At 60.6% G+C, this 21,475-nt stretch carries 19 protein-coding genes and 1 pseudogene; 4 read left to right on the top strand and 16 right to left on the bottom strand.

Annotated elements, in window-relative coordinates:
- Positions 1–8 precede the first annotated feature (8 nt).
- The 5 genes from RGV33_RS23305 to RGV33_RS23285 form a co-directional block, all read right to left on the bottom strand.
- Positions 9–998, bottom strand: coding sequence for an ABC transporter ATP-binding protein (locus tag RGV33_RS23305; protein ID WP_322146333.1), 990 nt, complete (start codon positions 996–998; stop codon positions 9–11).
- Positions 995–1,795 (bottom strand): ABC transporter permease, encoded by an 801-nt coding sequence (locus tag RGV33_RS23300; RefSeq protein WP_088427194.1) that lies wholly within the window; start codon positions 1,793–1,795, stop codon positions 995–997. Before RGV33_RS23300 ends, RGV33_RS23305 begins: the two co-directional genes overlap by 4 nt.
- Positions 1,782–2,645: an ABC transporter permease gene (locus RGV33_RS23295; protein WP_416152082.1), complete on the bottom strand. Its 864-nt coding sequence runs from the start codon at positions 2,643–2,645 to the stop codon at positions 1,782–1,784. Before RGV33_RS23295 ends, RGV33_RS23300 begins: the two co-directional genes overlap by 14 nt.
- Positions 2,624–3,430, bottom strand: a complete 807-nt coding sequence (locus tag RGV33_RS23290) for an alkaline phosphatase family protein (RefSeq protein ID WP_322146331.1) — start codon at positions 3,428–3,430, stop codon at positions 2,624–2,626. Before RGV33_RS23290 ends, RGV33_RS23295 begins: the two co-directional genes overlap by 22 nt.
- A gap of 164 nt (positions 3,431–3,594) precedes the next feature.
- Complete coding sequence (locus tag RGV33_RS23285) at positions 3,595–4,662, bottom strand: ABC transporter substrate-binding protein (RefSeq protein ID WP_322146330.1); 1,068 nt, start codon at positions 4,660–4,662, stop codon at positions 3,595–3,597.
- A 351-nt stretch (positions 4,663–5,013) separates the two neighbouring features.
- Here RGV33_RS23285 and RGV33_RS23280 point away from each other — a divergent pair, with 351 nt between their 5' ends.
- Positions 5,014–5,727 (top strand): UTRA domain-containing protein, encoded by a 714-nt coding sequence (locus tag RGV33_RS23280; RefSeq protein ID WP_322146329.1) that lies wholly within the window; start codon positions 5,014–5,016, stop codon positions 5,725–5,727.
- 537 nt (positions 5,728–6,264) lie between these two features.
- Here the strand turns inward: RGV33_RS23280 and RGV33_RS23275 are convergent.
- The 3 genes from RGV33_RS23275 to RGV33_RS23265 form a co-directional block, all read right to left on the bottom strand.
- Positions 6,265–7,611, bottom strand: a complete 1,347-nt coding sequence (locus RGV33_RS23275) for an amidohydrolase (RefSeq protein WP_322146328.1) — start codon at positions 7,609–7,611, stop codon at positions 6,265–6,267.
- Positions 7,612–7,662: 51 nt separating this feature from the next.
- Positions 7,663–9,822 (bottom strand): mechanosensitive ion channel family protein, encoded by a 2,160-nt coding sequence (locus RGV33_RS23270; protein ID WP_322146327.1) that lies wholly within the window; start codon positions 9,820–9,822, stop codon positions 7,663–7,665.
- Positions 9,823–9,894: 72 nt separating this feature from the next.
- Entirely contained in the window at positions 9,895–10,071 is a 177-nt protein-coding gene (locus RGV33_RS23265; protein WP_322146326.1) for a hypothetical protein, read from the bottom strand.
- Between the two features lie 178 nt (positions 10,072–10,249).
- Here RGV33_RS23265 and yegS point away from each other — a divergent pair.
- Positions 10,250–11,174, top strand: a pseudogene (gene yegS / locus RGV33_RS23260) (lipid kinase YegS); the annotation flags it as partial.
- On the opposite strand, the gene RGV33_RS23255 reads toward yegS, so the two are convergent.
- The 3 genes from RGV33_RS23255 to RGV33_RS23245 all read right to left on the bottom strand — a co-directional run bounded on the left by RGV33_RS23255 (position 11,136) and on the right by RGV33_RS23245 (position 13,450).
- Positions 11,136–11,795 carry a response regulator transcription factor gene (locus tag RGV33_RS23255; protein ID WP_322148726.1) on the bottom strand — a complete coding sequence of 220 codons (660 nt, stop codon included), beginning with the start codon at positions 11,793–11,795 and terminating at the stop codon, positions 11,136–11,138. The pseudogene yegS and the gene RGV33_RS23255 overlap by 39 nt on opposite strands.
- On the bottom strand, positions 11,792–12,685 hold the full coding sequence (locus RGV33_RS23250) for a sensor histidine kinase (RefSeq protein ID WP_322146325.1): 894 nt from the start codon (positions 12,683–12,685) through the stop codon (positions 11,792–11,794). Before RGV33_RS23250 ends, RGV33_RS23255 begins: the two co-directional genes overlap by 4 nt.
- Positions 12,686–13,003: 318 nt before the next feature.
- Positions 13,004–13,450: a hypothetical protein gene (locus RGV33_RS23245; protein WP_322148725.1), complete on the bottom strand. Its 447-nt coding sequence runs from the start codon at positions 13,448–13,450 to the stop codon at positions 13,004–13,006.
- A gap of 551 nt (positions 13,451–14,001) precedes the next feature.
- On the opposite strand from RGV33_RS23245, the gene RGV33_RS23240 reads away from it, so the two are divergent.
- Both RGV33_RS23240 and RGV33_RS23235 read left to right on the top strand, forming a co-directional pair.
- Entirely contained in the window at positions 14,002–14,937 is a 936-nt protein-coding gene (locus RGV33_RS23240; RefSeq protein ID WP_017479493.1) for a chemotaxis protein CheV, read from the top strand.
- A gap of 39 nt (positions 14,938–14,976) precedes the next feature.
- A complete protein-coding gene (locus RGV33_RS23235; protein ID WP_322146324.1) occupies positions 14,977–15,783 on the top strand; it encodes an MOSC domain-containing protein in 807 nt (268 codons plus the stop codon).
- Between the two features lie 64 nt (positions 15,784–15,847).
- Here the strand turns inward: RGV33_RS23235 and RGV33_RS23230 are convergent, their stop codons facing one another.
- The 5 genes from RGV33_RS23230 to atuD all read right to left on the bottom strand — a co-directional run bounded on the left by RGV33_RS23230 (position 15,848) and on the right by atuD (position 21,458).
- Positions 15,848–16,132, bottom strand: coding sequence for a pyrimidine/purine nucleoside phosphorylase (locus RGV33_RS23230; protein WP_322146323.1), 285 nt, complete (start codon positions 16,130–16,132; stop codon positions 15,848–15,850).
- A gap of 47 nt (positions 16,133–16,179) precedes the next feature.
- On the bottom strand, positions 16,180–16,722 hold the full coding sequence (locus RGV33_RS23225; protein ID WP_322146322.1) for an exonuclease domain-containing protein: 543 nt from the start codon (positions 16,720–16,722) through the stop codon (positions 16,180–16,182).
- Between the two features lie 71 nt (positions 16,723–16,793).
- Positions 16,794–18,728: an acetyl/propionyl/methylcrotonyl-CoA carboxylase subunit alpha gene (locus RGV33_RS23220; protein WP_322146321.1), complete on the bottom strand. Its 1,935-nt coding sequence runs from the start codon at positions 18,726–18,728 to the stop codon at positions 16,794–16,796.
- Positions 18,729–19,530: 802 nt separating this feature from the next.
- Positions 19,531–20,304 (bottom strand): enoyl-CoA hydratase/isomerase family protein, encoded by a 774-nt coding sequence (locus RGV33_RS23215; protein WP_322146320.1) that lies wholly within the window; start codon positions 20,302–20,304, stop codon positions 19,531–19,533.
- On the bottom strand, positions 20,301–21,458 hold the full coding sequence (atuD, locus tag RGV33_RS23210) for a citronellyl-CoA dehydrogenase (protein ID WP_322146319.1): 1,158 nt from the start codon (positions 21,456–21,458) through the stop codon (positions 20,301–20,303). Before atuD ends, RGV33_RS23215 begins: the two co-directional genes overlap by 4 nt.
- Between the last annotated feature and the right edge of the window lie 17 nt (positions 21,459–21,475).

Below are 21,475 nucleotides of genomic sequence, written 5' to 3'. Positions count from 1 at the left end.
GGATGCCCTCAGGCTACCTCACATAGCGCACTGGGATCGATGGAAAGTGCCAGGCGCACGCCGTCAGGGTGCAAATCCTCGGCCGAGCGGTTAAGTACATCCACCACCAACTCCACGCCGCGCGCTTCGATGCGGTAGCGAATCACGTTGCCCAGCAGGCTGTGGCTGCGCACCAGTGCATCCAGCTCGCCGCTGCGGCTCAGTTCGATGGATTCCGGGCGTATCGCGATTCGGCTGCTGATTGGCCGTTGCAGCAGTTGGCTGGCCTTGTCGGCATCCAGCAGGTTGTAGTTGCCGATAAAACCGGCGGCAAATACGTCGACCGGCGCGGTGTAGAGGGTCTCGGCATCGCCGCTCTGCACGATCTTGCCCTGGTTCATCAGGAAGATCCGGTCGGACATGGTCAGGGCTTCTTCCTGATCATGGGTCACGAAAATGGTGGTCAAGCCCAACTCGCGCTGGATCTGGCGGATCTGTTCGCGCAGGTGCTTGCGAATCCGCGCGTCGAGGGCCGACAGTGGCTCATCGAGCAACAGCAGGCGCGGGCGGGTCACCAGGGAGCGAGCCAGGGCCACACGCTGGCACTGGCCGCCGGACATCTGGTGTGGGTAGCGCCCGGCGAGTTCTTTCAGCTCCACCAGTTGCAACACTTCCTGCACGCGTTTGTGGCTGTCGTCGGCATTGACCTTTTGCATGCGCAGGCCGAAGGCGACGTTCTGTTCCACGGTCATGTTGGGGAACAGCGCGTAGCTCTGGAACACCATGCCGATATGCCGTTTTTGCGGGCTTAACGGAACGATGTCCTGGCCATCCAGCAGGATTTTCCCGCTGTCCACCGAGGTCAGGCCAGCGATGCAGCGCAGCAGGGTCGACTTGCCGCAGCCCGATGGACCGAGCAGGGTGACGAACTCGCCCTTGGCGATTTCGCAGTTGATGTCGCTGAATACCGGCGTGCCGGCGTAGCCTTTTTGCAGGTGTTGGACGCTGACGAAGCTCATTGGCTTTTGTCCTTGTTCAAGATGTTGGCGGCCCAGGTCAGCACCAGCACGAAGAAGAAATAGGAGATCACCAGGGCACTGGTGAAGTGGCCGCTGCTGTTACGCATATTGTTGAGGTACACCTGCAGCGTTTCGTACCGGGTGCCCACCAGGATGTTGGCGAACACGAACTCGCCGAACAGGAACGAGAACGACAGCAGCAACGCCACCATCAGGCCCTTGCGCAGGTTGGGCAGCACCACCAGGAACGCTGCCTGGAAGGTGCTGGCGCCGAGCAATTGGGAGGCGTCCATCAGGTCGCGCAGGTTGATCGCTTGCAGGTTGTTGGTGATTGCCCGGTACATGAACGGCAGCGCCACGGTGAAGTAGCAACCGATCAGGATCCACGGCGTGCCCACCATCGCAAACGGCCCCGAGCCATAGAGCTGCAACAGCCCCACCGACGACACCACCGGCGGCACCGCGAAGGGCAGCAGGATCAAGATGTTCATCAGCGCGTCGAGTTTCGGAAAGTGGTAATGCACCACAAACAGCAGCGGCAGGATCAGCACCACCGACAAAATCAGCGCACCCACGCACACCAGCAACGATTGGCCGAACGCGTTCAGAAAACGCGGGTCACTCCACAGCTGGATGTACCACTTGAAGGTAAAACCGGACGGCAGGATGGTCGCCGACCAACTGCTGGCGATGGAGTAGACCAGGGTGCCGAGCAACGGCAGTACCAGGATCGCAAACAACAGGTACACCACTACGCGATGGTAGAGGGCGGCCGAGCCAGGTTCAGCGCGAGACATGGTAGCTCCTCTTGAGCAGCAGTTGATGGACCACGGTCACCACGGTCATCAGCGCCACCAGCACCACGGCCAGCGCGCTGGCCATGTTCGGGTCCAGGGAGATATCGCCGGAGACCATCGCCGCGATGCGGATCGGCAGTACGTTGAAGTTGCCGGTGGTCAGTGCGTACACCGTGGCGTAGGCGCCGAGGGCGTTGGCCAGCAGGATCACGAAGGTGCCCAGCAGCGCCGGGGTCAGCACCGGCAAGCCGATATGCCGCCAGTACTGCCAACCGTCGGCACCGAGCAATGAAGCCGACTCGCGCCAGTCTTCACGCAATGCGTCAAAGGCCGGGTAGAGCAGCAGCACGCCGAGGGGAATCTGGAAGTAGGTATAAAGGATGATCAGGCCGGTCTTGGAATACAGGTTGAAGTCCTGAATGATCCCCGCCTGCTTGAGCATGATGGTGATGCTGCCGTTAAAGCCCAGCAAGATGATGAAGGCGAAGGCCAACGGCACGCCGGCAAAGTTGCTGGTCATGTTGGCGAAGGCAGTCACGAAGTTGCGCAGTGGCCCGTCTACCCGACGCAGCGAATAACTGCCCAGCACCGCGATGATGATCCCGAACACGCTGGAGTAGAAGCTGATCTCCAGGCTGTACTGGATTGCCTGCAGGTAGAACTTCGAACTGAAGATCTTGCTGAAGTTGGCAAAGCCCCAGCCGAACTCTTCCGACTGAACGCTGCTGATCATCACCCACACCAGCGGGGCGATCTCGAACACGATAAAGAAGAGGGCGAAGGGCACCAGGCACAAGGCAGCCAGCCATTTGCCGCGGGTCACTGAATTCACTTCAACAGCTCCCGGCATACAGGTTTGTCGTGGGGCACGCCCAGCAGCTCGCAGACGGTGCCGCACAATTCGGTTTGTTTGGGCGTGGCGTGGGTGTCGAAGCTGAATGCATCACCGAGCACAAACAGCGGCACTTCCCGTTCTTCCGGCAACAGGCCGTTGTGGGAGCGGTCGTTGTTCATGCCGTGATCAGCTGTCACCAGCACCTGGTAGCCGGCGTCGAGCCAGCCTTGCAGGTAGTCGGCGAGGATGATGTCGGCCGAGCGTGCGCTGTTGCGGTACTGCGGGGTGTCGAGGCCGTGCTTGTGGCCGGCGTCGTCGATGTTCATCGGGTGCACCACCAGGAAGTTCGGCGCGTGTTTGAGGCGCAGGCTTTCGGCGTCGGCAAACAGGTGCGAGTCCGGGTAATGGTCATTCCAGTAGAAATGCCCGTGCTGGATCGCCAGCGCCGGGTCGTTGGTATGACGATCCCGGGCGGCAATGAAGGGGCTGCGGTTATACAACTCGCTGACCCAGTGATAAGCCGCCGCCGCTGTGGATAAGCCTGCGTCGGTGGCGTAATGGAAAATGCTGCGCTGGTTGGACAGTCGCGAGACGTTGTTGTGGACGATGCCGCTCTCGATCGGCGCAACGCCGGTGAGGATGCATTCGTACAGTGGCCGGGACAGGGCCGGCAGTTCACATTCCAGTTTGTACAGTGCTGCGCGTCCTGCGCCGACATAGGCCTGCAAGTGCCCCATGGCGTGTCGGGCAACCTCGTAATTCAGGCCGTCGAGCACGACAAGGATGACGTTGTGCTTCATAGGGGCTGGGGCTCCGCAACAAATAGGCGTGATTCGGTTTTTTGGTTGGAACACCGATCAAATGTGGGAGCTGGCTTGCCTGCGATAGCGGTGTGTCAGTCGACAATACTGCTGAATGTCATACCGTTATCGCAGGCAAGCCAGCTCCTACACTGGCCGCGTTCTTATTGCATATTGATGATGACTTCTTCCTGCCACTTCTGCGGCAGTGCCTTGGAGGTCTTCTCCCAGGCATCGGCGTCTTTGATCGGGGTTACTTTCTTGTACTGCTCGTTAGGCAGCAGCTTGGCCTGCACGTCGGCTGGCAAGGTCAGGTGCTCGGCACGAATCGGCCGCGCATTGCCTCGCGCCAGGTTGGTCTGGCCGGCGTCGCTGAAGATGTATTCGCGGGTCAGCTTGGCGGCGTTCGGGTGCTTGGCGTATTTGTTGATGATGGTGGTGTAGCCGGAAATCACCGAGCCGTCCGACGGGATCAGCACCACGTAGTCATCCGGGTTGGCCATCTTGGCTTTGTAGCTCAGGCCATTGAAGTCCCAGACCACGCCCACTTCAACTTCACCTTTTTCCATGGTGGCGATGGTCGGGTTGGCCAGCGACAGGCGGCCTTGCTTGGCGATGTCGGCGAACATCAACAGCGCAGGCTGAATGTTCTTCTCGTCGCCACCGTTGGCCAGTGCTGCGGCGAGTACGCCGTTGGCAGCCTGGGCGGCGGTGCTCACGTCACCGATGGAGACCTTGTATTTACCGGTTTTCAGGTCTGCCCAGCTTTTTGGGGCGTCGGAGCCGTGCAGCAGCTTTTTGTTGACGATAAACGCGATGGTGCCGGTGTAGGCCAGGGCCCAGTTACCGTCTTTGTCTTTCGCCCAGTCTGGCACTTGTGCCCAGGTGGTCGGTTTGTAGGGTTGGGTCACGCCCTGTTTTACCGCGATCGGGCCGAAGGCTGCACCGACGTCGCCGATGTCGGCGCTGGCGTTGTCTTTTTCTGCTGCAAACTTGGCGACTTCCTGGGCCGAGCTCATGTCGGTGTCGATGTGCTTGAGGCCGTAGGTCTTGGCTAGGTCGTCCCAGGTGCCTTTCCAGTTGGCCCAGTCATCGGGCATGCCGACGCTGTTGACAGCGCCTTCCGCTTTCGCGGCGGCTTCGAGCGTTTTCAAATCGGTATCAGCAGCCATGGCGGCGGTGCACATGGCAATGGTCGAGCCTAACAGTGATGCCAGGAAAAGCTGTTTCATCCGAAGCTCCTTTGGGCGTTTTCAACGCTGCGTTTTTATGAACGATTGCGGTGGTGTTGGTCTAGGTCAGCAATACACGAGCCAATTTAGGCGCGGTGGATGACAGTTTCATGTCGATGTCGTTTTTTGTTGGCCTGGACGGGGGCTCGCCGGGTAAGCGTAGACCATGCGCAACCGCCCGGAAGCCTTGGACTTGGCCGATGTATTGCAGGCCTTGTAGCAGGAAGTCGCGCGGCGCTGTCATCTGTCGGTCATGTGCATTGCATAGGCTTGCACGCAACGGCAGAGGCGCGTTTAGAGGGCGTTTTGTGCACCTGAATAGTGCTGGTCTAGTCCAGATAGGTAACGTTGATGCGTGATGAGGCAACCAAAGCGGTGACAACCATTGGCCTGGCGCTGCAAGAGCAGATTGACCACGGGTTGTTGGCGCCTGCCAGTAAGCTGCCGGCCGAGCGCAAGTTGAGCGAGTTGTTTGGTACCACCCGGATCACGGTGCGGGAAGCCTTGTTACAACTTGAGGCCCAAGGGCAGATTTACCGCGAGGAGCGGCGGGGGTGGTTTGTGTCGCCGCCCAGGCTTGCCTATAACCTGATGCAGCGCAGTCACTTTCACGCGATGGTGAGTGCGCAGGGGCGTGTGCCGTCGACCGAGGTGATTTCGGCGCGGTTGCAGCCGGCGTCGGCGGCGGTGTGTGCGTGGTTGCAGTTGCCGGCGTTGTCCAGTGTGATTCAGATTTGCCGGGGGCGCAGGATTGATGGGCGGCTGGTGTTGTATGTGGAGCACTATCTGAATCCGCAGTATTTTCCGGGGATTCTGGAGTGCGATTTTAATCAGTCGATTACGGAGTTGTATGCGCGGGTGTATGACTTGCACTACGGGCGGGTGCGGTTTGAGATTGTGCCGACGTCACTGCAGGTTGAGGCGGCGGCGGCGTTGAGGGTGTCGGTGGGGAGCCCGGGGTTGCGGATTGCTCGGGTTAATTATGATCAGCATGAGCGGTTGATTGATTGTGATCTGGAGTTTTGGCGGCATGATGCGATTCATGTTGGGGTGGATGTGGTTTGACGCTTTGACGGTTTTGGGTGTGTACATATCCGTTATTCAGGTAACGGCCACTTAGGGTTTCGCTCTTACAGCGAGTCACTTTGCAAAAGCGGCAAAGTAACCAAAACGCTCTGCCCCGCCTGTCGGCGCCTCGCTTTGGCTCGGCGTTCCCTCTCTCCGGTATTGCTCCGCGGGCCGCCGCGACGGCCCGTCCCTGGCCCGTCGCGGCTAAACCGGCGTCCTGCCGGTTTACCCGCTCCTCAATCCCTGCGTTCGGCCTCGGGCTGAATGGGGCAGTCAGGTCAAGATCAACAGCAAGATCAAGGGCTCGGCGGCCTGAAAGCCGACCTGAGTGTTAAAAGCCAGAGCGAAAGCAGAGCCGCTTTTCTGTAGGAGCCGGCTTGCCGGCGAATAACCTGAGAACGCCGCGTTCATTCAGGACGCCCGCGTCATCGTTAACGACCTTCGCGAGCAAGCCCGCTTGTGTCTTGAGCTGAGATTAAGCTGAGGGTGAGAGCGGAACCCTACGAGGCCGTTACCTGAATAACGGATAGGCCCTCAATCCGCAGCATTGGCATACAAATAATCCGTCGCCAACGAAGCCAACGTCCGAACCCCAACCACCAACGCCGACTCGTCCACAAAGAACCCCGGGTTATGATTCGGCGCCGCCTTGCTCATCTCCTGATCCCGCGGCGTCACCCCCAAAAACACAAATAACCCGGGCGCTTCCTTGGCATAAAACGAGAAGTCCTCAGCCCCACCCACCAGCGGAGCGTTGACCACATCGCCATTCGCCGCCCAACGCAAACTCGGCAGCATCTTCTCGGTCAGCGCCGGGTTATTAATGGTCGGGTCATACTTCTCGATGATCGTAACCTCAGCCTTCGCCCCTCCACTTTCGGCAATTTTCTCGACGGTCTGGCGCACATCCGCATGCAGCTTCTGGCGAATGCCATAGTCGTAGGACCGAATGGTCCCACTCATATCCACCGACTCAGGAATGATGTTGTACCGCGTCCCCCCATTGATGGTGCCAATACTCACCACCGCCGGAAACGAAGAAATATCCGTACGCCGGCTGACCACCGTCTGCAACCCCACGATGGCCTGCGCCCCCACGGTAATCGGGTCGATGCCATCCCACGGCCGCCCGGCATGCGTCTGCTTGCCCAGGATCTTGATCCGCAGGTCATCCGAGCTGGCCAACGTCGGACCTGGCCGATATGCGATCTGCCCCGCAGGCACTCCAGCCCAAACATGAAGGCCAAACACCGCATCCGGCTTGGGCGATTTCATTACCCCTTCCTGCACCATCATCTTCGCGCCCCAGGTGTTTTTACCGTCGGGGATAAAGTCGCTCGGGCCTTCTTCCGCCGGCTGGAAATAAAACACCACGGTCCCCGGCAGACGATCACGCATGCCAGTCAGGATTTTCGCTGTACTGAGCAGGATGGCGGTGTGGGCGTCGTGGCCGCAGGCGTGCATCACGTCGACTTCTTTATCGAGGTACACACCCTTGGCCTTCGAGGCGAAGGGCAGGCCGGACACTTCTTTGACCGGCAGCGCATCCATGTCGGCGCGCAGGGCCACGGTCGGGCCGGGCAGGGCGCCCTTGAGGATGGCGACGACGCCGGTGCGGGCGACGCCGGTCTTGACCTCAAGCCCCATCTCCCGCAGTTGCTTGGCCACAAGCTCCGCAGTGCGATGTTCGGTGTTGCCCAGTTCCGGATGGGCGTGGATGTCGCGCCGGGTTTCCAGCAAGGCCGGCTCCAGCACTTTGGCCTGGGCGGCGATTGCTTCACGGGCACTGTCCTGGCCGCTGCTGGCGGCGATGACCGCGCTGCTGGCGACACCGCACAGCAGGCCGAATACCCATTGGTGTGTAAGACCGGTTAAACGCATAAGGACTCTCCATGTTTATTGTTGTTGATCCTGACGTCGTCCGGGCAGCGCTTATTCTTTCTCTTGCACGCCTCCCGCCGCCGTCACCACTTGCACGCTCAAGCGCGGGGTGGCCAGGTCCAGCCCGGCCTCATCCAGGTGACGCTTGAGCGACAGGTTGAACGCCCGCGAAACCTCCCACTGCTTGATCGGAGCGGTCTTGAAACGGGCGCGAAGGATCGCACTGCCGGACTCAAAACTTTCTACACCCTGAATCTCCAGCGGCGACCAGATGTTGCGCCGCTGCAACGGGTCGTTGCGCATCTTCTGCCCGACGTCGCGCATCAGCTTGATGGCGTCGTCGATTTCCATGTTGTACGGAATCGCCACCCGGAAGATCGCATAGCCGAATTCCCGGGAGTAGTTCTTGATGCTTTTGATTTCACTGAACGGGATCGTGTGCACGATGCCGTCGATGTCGCGCAGGCGCACGGTACGGATGGTCAAGCCTTCGACCGTGCCCAGGTGGCCGCCGACATCCACGTAGTCATCAATGGCCAGGGAGTCTTCGATAATGATGAACAGGCCGGTGATCAAGTCCGCCACCAATGACTGCGCACCAAAGCCGATTGCCAGGCCGATCACACCGGCACCGGCCAGCAGCGGGGTGACGTTCATGCCCATGTTCGCCAGGGCGACGATGGCGGCGATGATGAAGATAGTCACGAACAGCACGTTGCGAATCAACGGCATCATGGTCTGCGCACGCGCATTGGCCAGGCCTTTGCGCGAGCGGGTGAGGGCGTGGTGGATAGCGGTGTCGCTGAGGATCCAGATCAGCCAGGCGAACAGCAAGGTGCCGGCGAGGCCGAACAGCTTGACGCTGATTTCATGGCCGTCGCCTTCGGTAAAGCGGATCAGCGACAGGCCCCAGACCCGCAGGCCCAGTTCGATAAACACCAGCCACACCACGAGGTGGGCGAGGGTGTAGACGAAGCTTTTCAGGCGGTCGGAGTACAGCGCATGGCGCTTGTGCCCACGCTGGGGCTTGAGTGAATGGCGGCGCACCAGGCCGTTGATCACCATGCACAACACCAGCAATACGGTGCACAACAATGATTGGCGCAGGGCGGTGCTGGTGTCGCCGGCGGAGACGAAAGTGGCGAACAGCGAGATGCCCACCAGCAGCAATGCCGGCAGGTACCAGAAGGTGCCGACGATTTCGATGGTGTCGCTCAGGGCGCGGCGGGTCAGGCGGCGCGACAGCGGCTGATTGCGGATCAGGTGTGCGATGGGCCGGCGGAAACGCAGGATGAACACGCCGGTGGACAGCGCGGCCATCACATTGGCGATGGTCGCGGCGACATGGGACAGGTGCTGGCCCAGGCTCTCGGCCAGGCGCGGGTCACTGACGGCTTCGCCAAAGGCGGCAAAGCTGCCGATCAACCACAGCGGGCGAAAGGCCTGGTGCCGCAGGATGTACAGCGCGCGGTGGCGGTGCGGGCCGTCGAGCACGGAGAACGCGACCACGCAGATCGCCGAGAAACAGGTGCCCACCACCAGCGCGTAGGCCAGCACCATCGCCAGGGACTTGCCCAGGGAGGAGGGCAGCGCGTAACTCATGTACACAGTGATGACCAACGCAATCAGCCATGGCCCGAGTTTGCGCAAGGCAAAGCGCAGCAGGTCCCAGGTCTTGGGGTGTTGGGGCAGTTCCTCGGTGAGGCCGAAGCGTTCGCGCACCCGGTGACTGAGCCAGATCAGCACAGCGGCCAAAAGGCTCCAGAGCATCAGGATCATGGCAAAGGCAAAGATGATCGGCAGCCATTCACTGGCGGGCAGCATCAGGGCGGTGAGTTCATCCGTGGCCTGGTCGAACTCGCTGGACCAGCGATTGATCGGGCTGTCGGCACCGGAAAACTGTTGCTCAAGGCTCGACAGGGTGCCACCGATCAAACCCAATACACCCAGTTCAGCGGCGGGCTGGGCCTTTTGCGTGGTTTCGCGGAGTTTTTTCAGGTCGTTGAGCAGCTTGGTGCGCTGCTGGTCGTTTTCCAGGGTCTTGATCACCTCGTCCAGCGACTGGCCCAGCGGGACGTCGGCTTGCGGCTGGGGTTTGTTGGTGCTGCCCAGCAGGCCCGGCAGGCTCACGGCGTGGGCAGGCGCCATGGGCAGCAGGGTCAGCAGGCAGATAAACAGGCAGCAGGGCAGGGCAAACAGACGGGCAAGCACGAGGCGGTCAACCTTAAAAACGACGAATTGACCGAGTGTACGAGGCCGTCATGTGCAATGCGAGTGGGATTGTCATTCGGCGAGTTTGGCGAGGATCTTGTACACCACTGTGCCGAGGATCAGCAGCATGCCGATCCACATGCCGAACACGCCAATGCCTTTGTCGCGAAAGTTGAAGCCTATGGCCAGGAGGATCATGCCGATCAGGATGGGGATGAGCATGGAGTGGAAGGCGGACATGGTGATCATGGGACGACGGCCTTGTCGGATGGGAATGGGTGCAAGTCTAGGCGGATTTCGCAAAATGCGAGTTGATCGGTGTCAGAAACGCTACAACGGCCCGGCTAATTTCCAACGCCGATGGCTTTTTTTCGATTGGCCATGGTCCACATCCATCAGGAACCTTTAAACCCAGGAGCATTCATCCATGAGCACACCCAAGGCACTGTTGATTCTGCACGGCAAGCAAGCCCTCAATGAGCAGGTGCGGGCGGCGGTGCAGGGCAAGCGCGACCAGGGTTGGGAATTGGCTGTTCGGGTGACGTGGGAGGGAGGCGATGCCCAGCGGTTTGTCGATCAAGCCCTGGCCGATGGCTACACCCGGTTGATTGCCGGCGGCGGCGATGGCACGTTGCGGGATGTGGCCGAGGCCATGGCCCGGGCCAACACCGACGCCAGCCTGGTGCTGATGCCGCTGGGTACCGCCAACGATTTTGCCCGTGCCGCCGGCGTGCCGCTGGAGCCTGAGCTGGCTCTGGAGCTGCTGGACGTGTCGGCGCGTGCTATCGACTTGGGCGAGGTGGGCGGGCAGATCTTCCTTAATATGGCCACCGGCGGTTTTGGCAGCCAGGTCACCGCCAATACCTCCGAAGACCTGAAGAAGGTCCTCGGTGGCGCAGCGTATTTGTTTACCGGCCTGTCACGCTTCAGCGAATTGCGCGCGGCCTACGCTGAGTTGCAGGGCCCCGACTTTCACTGGCGCGGCGAGTTGCTGGCATTGGGCATCGGCAACGGGCGCCAGGCCGGCGGGGGCCATGTGTTGTGCCCCGGCGCCCTGGCCGATGATGGATTGCTGGACATCAGCATCCTGCCAGCCCCACAGGAGGTGGTCGGCACCCTGCGCAACCTGATGACGGATGGCTGGGGCCTGGACAACATGTTTGTGCGGGCGCGTTTGCCGTGGGTCGAAATCAAGGTCGCCGAAGGGCTGGCGATCAACCTGGATGGCGAGCCGCTGCAGGGTGACGACCTGCACTTTGCTGCCTTGCCCCAGGCGCTGCGGGTGCACCTGCCGGCGGATTCGCCGTTGCTGGCTAATCGTCCAGGCTGATGATGTGTTCGCGCACGGCGAACAACACCAGGCCTGCCACGTCGAAAATCTGCAGGCGCTTCATGATTTGCGAGCGGTGGGCTTCCACGGTCTTGATGCTCAAGCCCAGGCCATTGGCGATTTCCCGGGTGGACTTGCCGCGCACGATCAGGCGCAGGATTTCCAACTGGCGTGCCGTCAGGTTGTGGTTGTGAGGCCGCGGGTTGGCCTGGGCCTGATTGCGCACCAGCGCCTGGTTGATCACCGTGTGGGCGATGGCAGGGCTCAGGTAGCGTTCGTTGTTGCGCAAGGCCAGCAGCGCCTGTTCCAGCTCATTGGCGGTGGTGTCCTTGAGCAGGTAGCCATGGGCGCCGGATTCCAGGGCGCACATGATCAGTTCCGGGTCGGTGTGCATCGACAGGATCAGCACTTTGCTCTTGGGATGGGCGCGCTTGAGAGACTTGAGCGCATCGAGCCCGCCGGTGTGCTTCATCGACAGGTCGAGCAGTACGATGTCCGGTTGCAGCGCGTCGAATCGCTCCAGCAGCTGGGCACCATCGCTGGCTTCGCCGACCACTGCGTAGCCGGGAATATCCATGACCAGCGCGCGCACGCCGGCCCTGATCAGGGAGTGGTCATCCACCAGGAGTAAGTTGCACGTCACTCTAGAACCTTATGGGGGTTGGCCCGTTCGAGGGCGCGGGGCGCCCAGGGGAAAAGCGCTTCGATCCTTGTCCCAAAGCCGGGCTGGCTATTGACGGACAACGTGCCTCCCAGTTGATCAATTCGCTCGGACATCCCGGCCATGCCCCGTTGGCCTTCCAGGGCGGGGTTGATGGCGGGTGAAAAGCCCTGGCCGTCATCGCTGATAAACAGTGACAGGCCTTCGGGCAGGCGTTGCAGGCGCACCAGCAGGTTATGTGCCTGGGCATGGCGAAGCATATTGGTGACGGCTTCCTGGGTAATGCGAAAAGCCGCAACGGCCATCTCTTCCGGGATGCCCGTCAGCCTTTGATGGCATTCCAGGCTCCAGCTCACCCGGGTGTTTTCCAGGGCCTTGAGCAGGTGCGCCCGCAGGCTCGCCTCCAGCCCCAGGCTCGCCAACTGCCGGGGGTTGAGGATGGCCGACACGTCCTGCACCTTGGCCAGGGTTTCGTTCAAGGTGTTACACAGTACTGAACAATGGCCTTGCAGGTCTGCCGGCAGGCGGCGTTTGAGCCACTCACTTTGCAGCTTGGCGGCGGTCAACAATTGGCCAATATCGTCGTGCAGTTCGCGGCTCAGGCGATGACGCTCGTTTTCCTGAACCTGCAACAGACGGTCGGCCAACTCCTGGGGCTGGAACTTGATGGATTTGCGTGAGCGCCACTGTTGCAGGCCTACCACCGACAAGATGGCCAGGTTCAACAGCAGCAGGATGAGAGGAATATTGGCCGAGTGTGCATAACCCCACAGGCTGAACAGGCATGCGCACAGGCATAGCGCGAGCGTCATCCAGCGTGCATTGCTTCGGGACACGGACCTTGCGATGAGTGACTTCAGGCTGGCGTACATAGGAGGCGCATTTCACGTTTATATGCATCATGAAGTTGAGTCACTTCGAGCGGGGCATGGTACCACCACTATTACCGTTGGTCGCCTGGCGCCGAGCCTGATGAGTAGTATTAATCACGGCAGTGCCCCGGGAGGTAGTCCAGGAGTTCAAATAGTGGGGAAGTTGTATCATTGAAGTCTTTTTGTATCGGTATTGTCGTTAGTGGCTTATTGATATTTTTTGCTAACAACGACGTCAGGCAGGATTAGTTGTGGCTGTCGTTTTTGGATAAGGCGGCAATTGAATACGACATTTCTCTGATTGGATGCGAAGAATACTCAAATGGCGTAAGGCACGCGGTGCTGTCGCTTATAACCGAAGTCGCTTTGCGGGATGTGTTGGACGACCGTGGCAATTAACGCGGTTTGTTCGGTTTCATCCAGGCCGAGCTTGCCGGTTTTTGCATCGATCAACTCCAGTTGCCAGGCCAGTAAGGTCAGGCAGGCATTCAGCGCATCCAGTGCCTGATCATGCAATTGCAGGGGGCTGGCGGCATTGCTGATCAAGTACTGCACATGCCGTGAAAACTCGCTGATCGCCCGCAGGGCCAAGGCGTCGGACTTTTCCGCAAGCTTGATCAGGCTGCTTTTCATGCAATCGACGGCGTCGCTGTCGTTGCGGATCAGATGCAGGTGGCTCAAGCACTCCTGGGATTTGTCCAGCAGCATTTGTGCCTCAAGGAGGAACTCGGGAAGTGCAAGTTGCCACTCTTTGCCGTCGTTCATCATGCAAGTCTCCACAACATACGGTCGGATAATGAGATGTTGCACCTGGTCAATGGCTTAAAAGTACCGCTGAAATATGACGAATATCTGTAGTCTGCTTCCGACTTTTCAGTAGGACTTTTATTTGATTGATCGCTGCGTTCGTCCGGCACCCTCACATTCCTCAAGGGCATTCGCACAACTTCTTCGGTTGCCAAGACGTAAGTCTTTGGACGACCCGTGGGCCGTGGGCTTGCGATAGCAAACAAAAGCCTGACTCCATTCATGCAATGAGAATGGCGTCACATTAATGGCTATTAGATATCGCGAATATCAGGTTGATCCTGATTGTGGGTAGGGGAATCCCTTACATGGGGGAACCTCGCGCTGACTTTGTGGTCACGCGGCGGTGGTGATGGGCCTTGCGTTGAAGCAAGCTCAGTAAAGCATGATGTCAGTGTGACATCAATGGATTTACATGGCATTTTAGCGGGGGTCAAGGTCCGGCGTTTGCCGCCGATAACCTCCTTCAGTGACCAGCACTATCCATCCGCTAAACCCAGGAGTCTTTAATGGCCGGCATTCTCGACACGGTAGATCAACGCACACAATTGGTGGGCGAGAATCGCCTGGAGATCCTCATGTTTCGCCTGGCCGGGCGGCAGTTGTTCGCGATCAACGTGTTCAAGGTGCAGGAAGTGCTGCAACTGCCCAAGTTGACCCTGATGCCCCAGCGGCATCCCTTTGTCTGCGGCGTGGTCAACCTGCGTGGCCAGACGTTGCCGGTGATCGACCTGTCCCAGGCGATTGGCATGCGCCCGCTGATTCCGGGGCCTAACAGCACCATTATCGTCACCGAATACAACCGCTCGGTGCAGGCATTCCTGGTGGGCGGCGTCGACCGCATCGTCAACATGAACTGGGAAGCGATCCTGCCACCGCCGGCCAGTGCCGGGCGCCAGCATTACCTGACGGCCATCAGCAAGGTCGACGACCAGTTGGTGGAAATCATCGACGTAGAAAAAGTCCTCGCCGAAATCGTGCCGTACAATGCCAAGGTCTCCCGCGAGAAACTCGAAGACCCGGTGCTGGAGCGCGCCCGTGGCCGAGAAGTGCTGCTGGTGGATGACTCCAACGTGGCCCTTTCGCAACTGCGTGACACCCTCGGCCAACTGGGGGTGAAGATGCACATTGCCAGCGATGGCCTCAAGGCCCTGAACATGCTCAAGGGGTGGGCCGACAGCGGCCAGGTGATGACCGACAAACTGTTGATGATCTTCACCGACGCCGAAATGCCCGAGATGGACGGCTACCGCCTGACCACCGAAATTCGCAATGACCCGCGCCTGCGTGGCCTCTACGTCGTACTGCACACCTCGTTGTCCGGCAGCTTCAACGATTCGATGGTGAAGAAGGTCGGGTGCGACAACTTCCTCTCCAAGTTCCAGCCCGACAAGTTGGTGGACGTGGTTCGTCAACGCTTGATGCTGGACGAAGTACCGGCTTGAGCTTAGGGTGGCGGCTTTGCCCCTCAGGAATGCAGGCCCATGCTTCGTCTCAGCGCGTTGTACCGATACCCCTTGAAGTCCGGCAAGGGTGAACCCTTGCAGCAGATCGCCCTGGATACACTTGGGCTCGACGGGGATCGACGCTGGATGTTGGTGGACGAGGCCAGCGGGCGTTTCCTGACCCAGCGCGCCGTGGCCAAAATGAGCCAGCTGTCGGCGTTATGGAACAGCGCCGGCGGCCTGACCCTGAGCGCCGAAGGGCAGCCGGCCCTCGACGTGCCACTGCCCGGCGACGATGCCGAGTTGCGCGGCGTGACTATCTGGCGCGACACCCTGCGTGTGCCGGATGCCGGTGATGCGGCGGGCGCCTGGCTCAGCGAATTCATCGGCAAACCCACGCGTCTGGTGCAAGTGCCGCTGGCGCGTGCACGTACCACCGAGGCCGGTTATGGCAAGGATGATGACAAGGTCGCGTTTGCCGATGGTTTTCCACTGTTGCTGATCGGCCAAGCGTCCCTGGATGACCTGTCCCAACGCGTCGGTCGCCCCATGGAAATGCTGCGTTTTCGTCCCAACCTGGTGATCGAGGGCAGCGAAGCGTTTGCCGAGGACGGCTGGAAACGGGTGCGGATTGGCGACGTCGAGTTTCGTGTGGTCAAGTCCTGCTCACGTTGCATCCTGACCACCATTGATCCGGCGAGCGGCGAACGCAGTGCCGACCGCGAACCGCTGGCCACGCTCAAGACCTATCGCGAGCAAGAGGGCGATGTGATGTTCGGGCAGAACCTGGTCAACGACGGTGTGGGGCGCCTGGAAGTCGGCATGCCGGTGACGATTCTCGAGTAATCGGCCCTGAAATGAAAAATGCCCGTCTCGCGAGAGACGGGCATTTTTTTCGGCTATCGAAAGATCAGCCGCGGTATTCGCACAGGTAAGCCGTGTCGACGGCTACTTTCAGCTGGAACTTGCTGTTGGCAGGCACGTTGAACTGGCTGCCGGCTTCGAAGGTTTCCCAATCCGCGCTGTCTGGCAGCTTGACGGTCAGCGCGCCTGATACCACGTGCATGATTTCACGCTGGGCGGTGCCGAACTCGTATTCGCCCGGGGCCATGACGCCGACGGTCGCCGGACCTTCTGCAGTGCCGAAAGCGATCGACTTGACGGTGCCGTCGAAGTACTCGTTGACTTTAAACATGGGCGAATCCTCGGAAAAGGGTCAAGAAAGGTCGGCCAGTATGCCTTCTACACGGGCAAAATCAACGGCAGCAGCCGTGCGGTATTGCGCGCATCTTCGAGCGCCCGATGCTGCTGGCCATGGAACTGCATCCCGGCCAGTTGCAGCGCGCCGTTGAGCCCCAGCGGCTTGTCCAGGCGCCGGGCCTTGGCGAAGCGCTGCTTGAGGTTCACGTGGGGCGTCTGGCCCAGCACGCTGCTCAAGCCATGGCGCTGCCACTCCAGCTCCAGTTGCTGGCGGTCGTAGTCACCCCAGCTCGCCCAGCCCTCAAGGCGAGCCTGGTGTTGCCCGAGCCAGCGTTCGAACAGCGGCCACACCTCAGTCAACGGCGCGGCAGCGTCGATATTAGCCTGGGTGATGTGGGTCAGCTGGCGGCAGAACGGCGTCAGCAATGGCCGGCGCAACGGCCGTACAAAACGCTGGAAATGGTCCAGCTCACGGCCCTGGCGGTTAACCAGGCTCACACCGATTTCGATGACTTCCATCTCGGTCACGGGCCAGCCGCCTTCATCCGTTGTGGCTTCAAGATCAATAATCAGCCAATGAGGCATCGCAGGTTCCCGTACTCTTCCCGTCCTGATGGGGATAGAGCGTAGCCAAGCCTGCTAGTTCCGCCTAGGGCTTACTCGATCTCCAGCAAAATCTGACGGTTCCTGACCTGATCGCCTGCAACCGCCTGGATTCGCTTGACCACGCCACTCATGCCGGCCTTGAGTGGGTGCTCCATTTTCATCGCTTCCAGCACCAGCAATAGCTGACCCTGGCTGACCGAATCACCTTCGCTGACCCGTACCTCGACAATCGCGCCGTCCATCGGCGCCTTGACGGTGCCGTTGCTGGCCTCGGCCTGGCGGGTGGCAACGGCTTGGGTTTGGTTGGTGATGCACACGCCGGGCAGCCAGCAACGAGTGCCTTGCAGGTGGTAGGCGATACGGCGGCGGATGCCGTTGACCACGGCTGTGGCCCAGCGGCCGTCGCTGGTGAGGTCGCGGACCTCGATGGCCTGCTGATCAATCTCGATTTGCAAGCAATTGTCTGCCAGCACACTGAGGCTGATTGCCCGGGGCTCATCCTGTTCGGCCAATTGGTAGGTCCATGGCACGCTGGCGTTGTTACGCCAGCCAGAGAGCGGCGTGGGGTGAGCATTGGCGCTGTGTTGATAAAACATCGCGGCGGCCAGTGCCAGTTCATTGTGGGTCGCGTTGGTAGGTGGAATGTCGCTGAAGTGTTCGGCGATAAAGCCGGTACTGAAGTCGCCCGCGATGAATTGCGGATGCTTGAGCAAGCTGGCCAGCAGGCGCTGGTTGGTGGCGACGCCGAGCAGCACGCAGTCTTCCACGGCCCTGACCAGCTTGCGCCGGGCCTCTTCGCGGGTGGCGCCGTGGGCGATGATCTTGCCCAGCATCGGGTCGTAGAACGGGGTGATGCGCTGGCCTTCCAGCACGCCATGATCGATGCGCACTCCGGCAGTCGGTTCCCAGCGCAACACGTCGCCGGTTTGCGGCAGGAAGCCCTGGGCTGGGTCTTCGGCGTACAGGCGCACTTCCATGGCGTGGCCGCTGAGTGTCACTTGTTCCTGGCGCAGGGGCAGGGGCTGGCCGGCGGCGATGTGCAGTTGCCAGGCGACGAGGTCGAGGCCGGTGATCAGTTCGGTGACCGGGTGTTCGACTTGCAGGCGGGTGTTCATTTCCAGGAAGTAGAAGTCGCCGTTGCGGTCGAGCAGGAATTCGACGGTGCCGGCGCCGACGTAATTGACGGCGCGGGCGGCCTTGAGGGCGGCTTCGCCCATGGCTTGGCGCAGCTCAAAGGTCATGATGGGGCAGGGGGCTTCTTCGATGATTTTTTGATGGCGGCGCTGGATCGAGCAGTCGCGTTCGCCGAGGTAGATCAGGTTGCCGTGGGTGTCGCCGAACAGTTGGATTTCGACGTGGCGGGGGGCGATCAGGGCATGTTCGAGGATGAGTTCGGCGCTGCCGAAGGCGTTTTGTGCTTCGGAGCGGGCGGTGCGCAGGTGTTCTAGCAGGGTGTCGGGGCTGTGGACCAGGCGCATGCCGCGACCGCCGCCGCCGGCGCTGGCCTTGATCATCAGTGGGTAGCCGATGTGGGTGGCTTGTTGTTGCAGGGTTTGGTCGTCCTGGTCTTGGCCTTGGTAGCCTTTGATGCAGGGGACGCCGGCGTTGAGCATGGCGATTTTTGATAGGCGTTTGCTGCCCATCAGTTCGATGGCTTCGGGGCTGGGGCCGATGAAGGTCAGGCTGGCTTTGGCGCAGGCGCGGGCGAAGTCGGGGTTTTCGGAGAGGAAGCCGTAGCCGGGGTGGATGGCGTCGGCGCCGGTGCGGTGGGCTGCGTCGAGGATGGCTTCGATATTGAGGTAGGACTGGTTGACCGGGGCGGGGCCGATGTTGATGGCTTCGTCGGCCATCTGGACGTGCAGGCTGTTGGCGTCGGGGGCGCTATAGACCGCTACTGTGCGGTAGCCCAGGGATTGGGCGGTGCGCTGGATGCGGCAGGCGATTTCGCCACGGTTGGCTATGAGGATTTTGTTGAACATCGGCATGGTGGTGTCCCTTGGCTTGTCGGGTACATATCCGTTTTTTGGTAACGGCTGCTTATGGTTCCGCTCTTACAGCGGGTCACTTTTGAAAAGCGCAAAAGTAACCAAAACGCTCTGCCCCGCCTGTCGGCACCTCGCCTAGGCTCGGTGTTCCCTCACTCCGGAATTGCTCCGCGGGCCGCCGCGACGGCCCGTCCCTGGCCCGTCGCGGCTAAACCGGCGTCCTGCCGGTTTACCCGCTCCTCAATCCCTGCGTTCGGCCTCGGGCTGAATGGGGCAGTCAGATCAAGATCACAAGCAAGATCAAGTGCACGGCGGCCTGAAAGCCGACCTGAGTGTTAAAAGCCAGGGCAAAATCTGTAGGAGCTGGCTTGCCGGCGATGCAGGCAACTCGGTCTTTCAGATACACCGCGGCGATGCCATCGCAGGCAAGCCAGCTCCCACATTTGAACCGTGCCCGCTTTAGCTGTTGATCTGGCTTTTAACACTCAAGCCGGCCTGTAGGCCGCTGTGTTCTTGATCTGCTTGTGAACTTGATCTTAGGCGCCCCGTCAACCACGCTGGCCGAACGCAGGCTTTGGAGCGTGGGTAACCCGGCAGGACGCCGGGTTAGCCGTCCTGGGCCAAGGATGGCCCATGACGGCGGCCCACGCTCCAAAGCCGGAGTGAGGGCCCACCGAGCCTAAGCGAGGTGCCGAGTGGTGGGGCAAGAGCGTTTTGCTTACTTTTGCGCTTTTCAAAAGTGAGCCGCTGTAAGAGCGGAACCCATCCAAGCCATCACTCAAATAACGGATATGCCCCCCATTCATCGCGCCCACCGAGGCTTACGCTTCTGCACAAAAGCCTGAGTCCCCTCAATCCCTTCCTCCCCACGAACCGCCTCGGCAAACCACTCAGCCGCCTGATCCAGCAACGGCCCCAAAGCCTGCTCACCACTAGCCAAGACCAGCGCCTTGGTCCGCGCATTAGCCCCCGGAGCACAGCGCAAAACCTGCCCCAATACCTCATCCACCCGCTCCGCCAAGGCCTGCGGATCGTGCTCCACAAAATGCACCAACCCCAAGCGCAACGCTTCAACTCCATCAAACCGCGCCGCCGTCAGCGCCAGGCGCCGTGCCTGAGTCAACCCGATGCGCTTCACCACAAACGGCGCAATCTGCGCTGGCAATAACCCAAGGCTCGTCTCGGGCATCCCAAACTGCGCCTGATGATCCGCAATCGCCACATCACTGACACACACCAACCCCAACCCACCGCCCAGCACTGCTCCCTGGAGCACCACAATCACCACCTGCGGCAGCGCCTCAACCTCCTGCAACAGTGTGCCAAACGCCAGATTCAGCGCCTGCAAGCCCCCGGTGGCCCCGGCGCGGGCCATGTCTTTCACATCCCCGCCCGCCGAAAAATGCCCACCCGCGCCGCTGATAACCAACGCCCGTACGGTCTGGTCCGCAGCCACATCGGCCAGCACCGCGCGCAGTTCGTTGACCATCTCCAAACTCATGGCATTGCGGCTCTCGGGCCGATTGAGCGTCACATGCAACACCCCGTTATGCGGTTCCAGCAACACCGTATTCACGACTTTTTCCCCGGCAAGGTGCCCATCAATTTGCAGATAATCCCCAGCATGATCTCGTCCGCCCCACCGCCAATCGACACCAACCGCACATCGCGATAAGCCCGGGCCACCGGGTTGTCCCACATGAACCCCATGCCGCCCCAATATTGCAGGCAGCTGTCGCTGACCTCTCGCCCGAGGCGCCCGGCCTTGAGCTTGGCCATGGAGGCCAGGCGCGTCACGTCCTGGCCCTTGATGTACTGCTCGGTGGCCTGGTACACCAGCGCTCGCAGGCACTCGATTTCGGTGGACAGTTCGGCCAGGCGAAAGTGGATCACCTGGTTGTCGATTAACGCCTTGCCGAAGGTCTTGCGCTCCTTGCAGTACTCAATGGTGCTGTCGACGCAGTACTCCAGGCCCTTGACCATATTGGCCGCGCCAAACAGCCGCTCCTCCTGGAACTGCAGCATTTGCATCATGAACCCCGCGCCTTCATGGCCAATGCGGTTGCGCTGGGGGATGCGCACGTCGTCGAAAAACACCTGGGCGGTTTCCGAGCTGTGCATGCCGAGCTTTTCCAGGGGCGGGCTGACGCTAATGCCGGGGGTGGTCATTGGCAGCATGATCAGCGATTTGTTGATGTGCGGCTTGTCGTCCGAGGTGTTGGCCAGCAGGCAGATAAAGTCGGCGCTCGGGGAGTTGGTGATCCACATCTTGCTGCCGTTGATCACGTAGTCGGTGCCGTCTTTGCGGGCGTGGGTTTTCAACCCGGCCACGTCGGAGCCGGCGCCGGTTTCCGAAACGCCGATGCAGCCCACCTGTTCGCCGCTGATGGCCGGGCGCAGGAATTCATCGCGCAACTCGTCGGAGCCGAAACGGGCCAGGGCCGGGGTGCACATGTCGGTCTGCACACCGATGGACATCGGGATGCCGCCGCAGCGAATGGTGCCGAACTCTTCGGCGGCGACGATGGAATAGCTGTAGTCGAGGCCCATGCCGCCGAATGTTTCCGGCTTGGAGATGCCCAGCAACCCGAGGTCGCCGGCCTTGCGGAAGATCTCGTGGATCGGGAAGCGCCCGGCTTTTTCCCACTCATCCACATGCGGGTTGATCTCGCGCTCGACAAAGCCCCGGACGGTGCGGCGCAGAGCTTCGTGTTCCTGGGTGAAGATCATTTTTATTGTTCTCCTTT

The sequence above is a fragment of the Pseudomonas sp. Bout1 genome, from assembly GCF_034314165.1.
Taxonomy (GTDB): domain Bacteria; phylum Pseudomonadota; class Gammaproteobacteria; order Pseudomonadales; family Pseudomonadaceae; genus Aquipseudomonas.
This window is presented reverse-complemented; position numbering and strand designations above follow the sequence as displayed.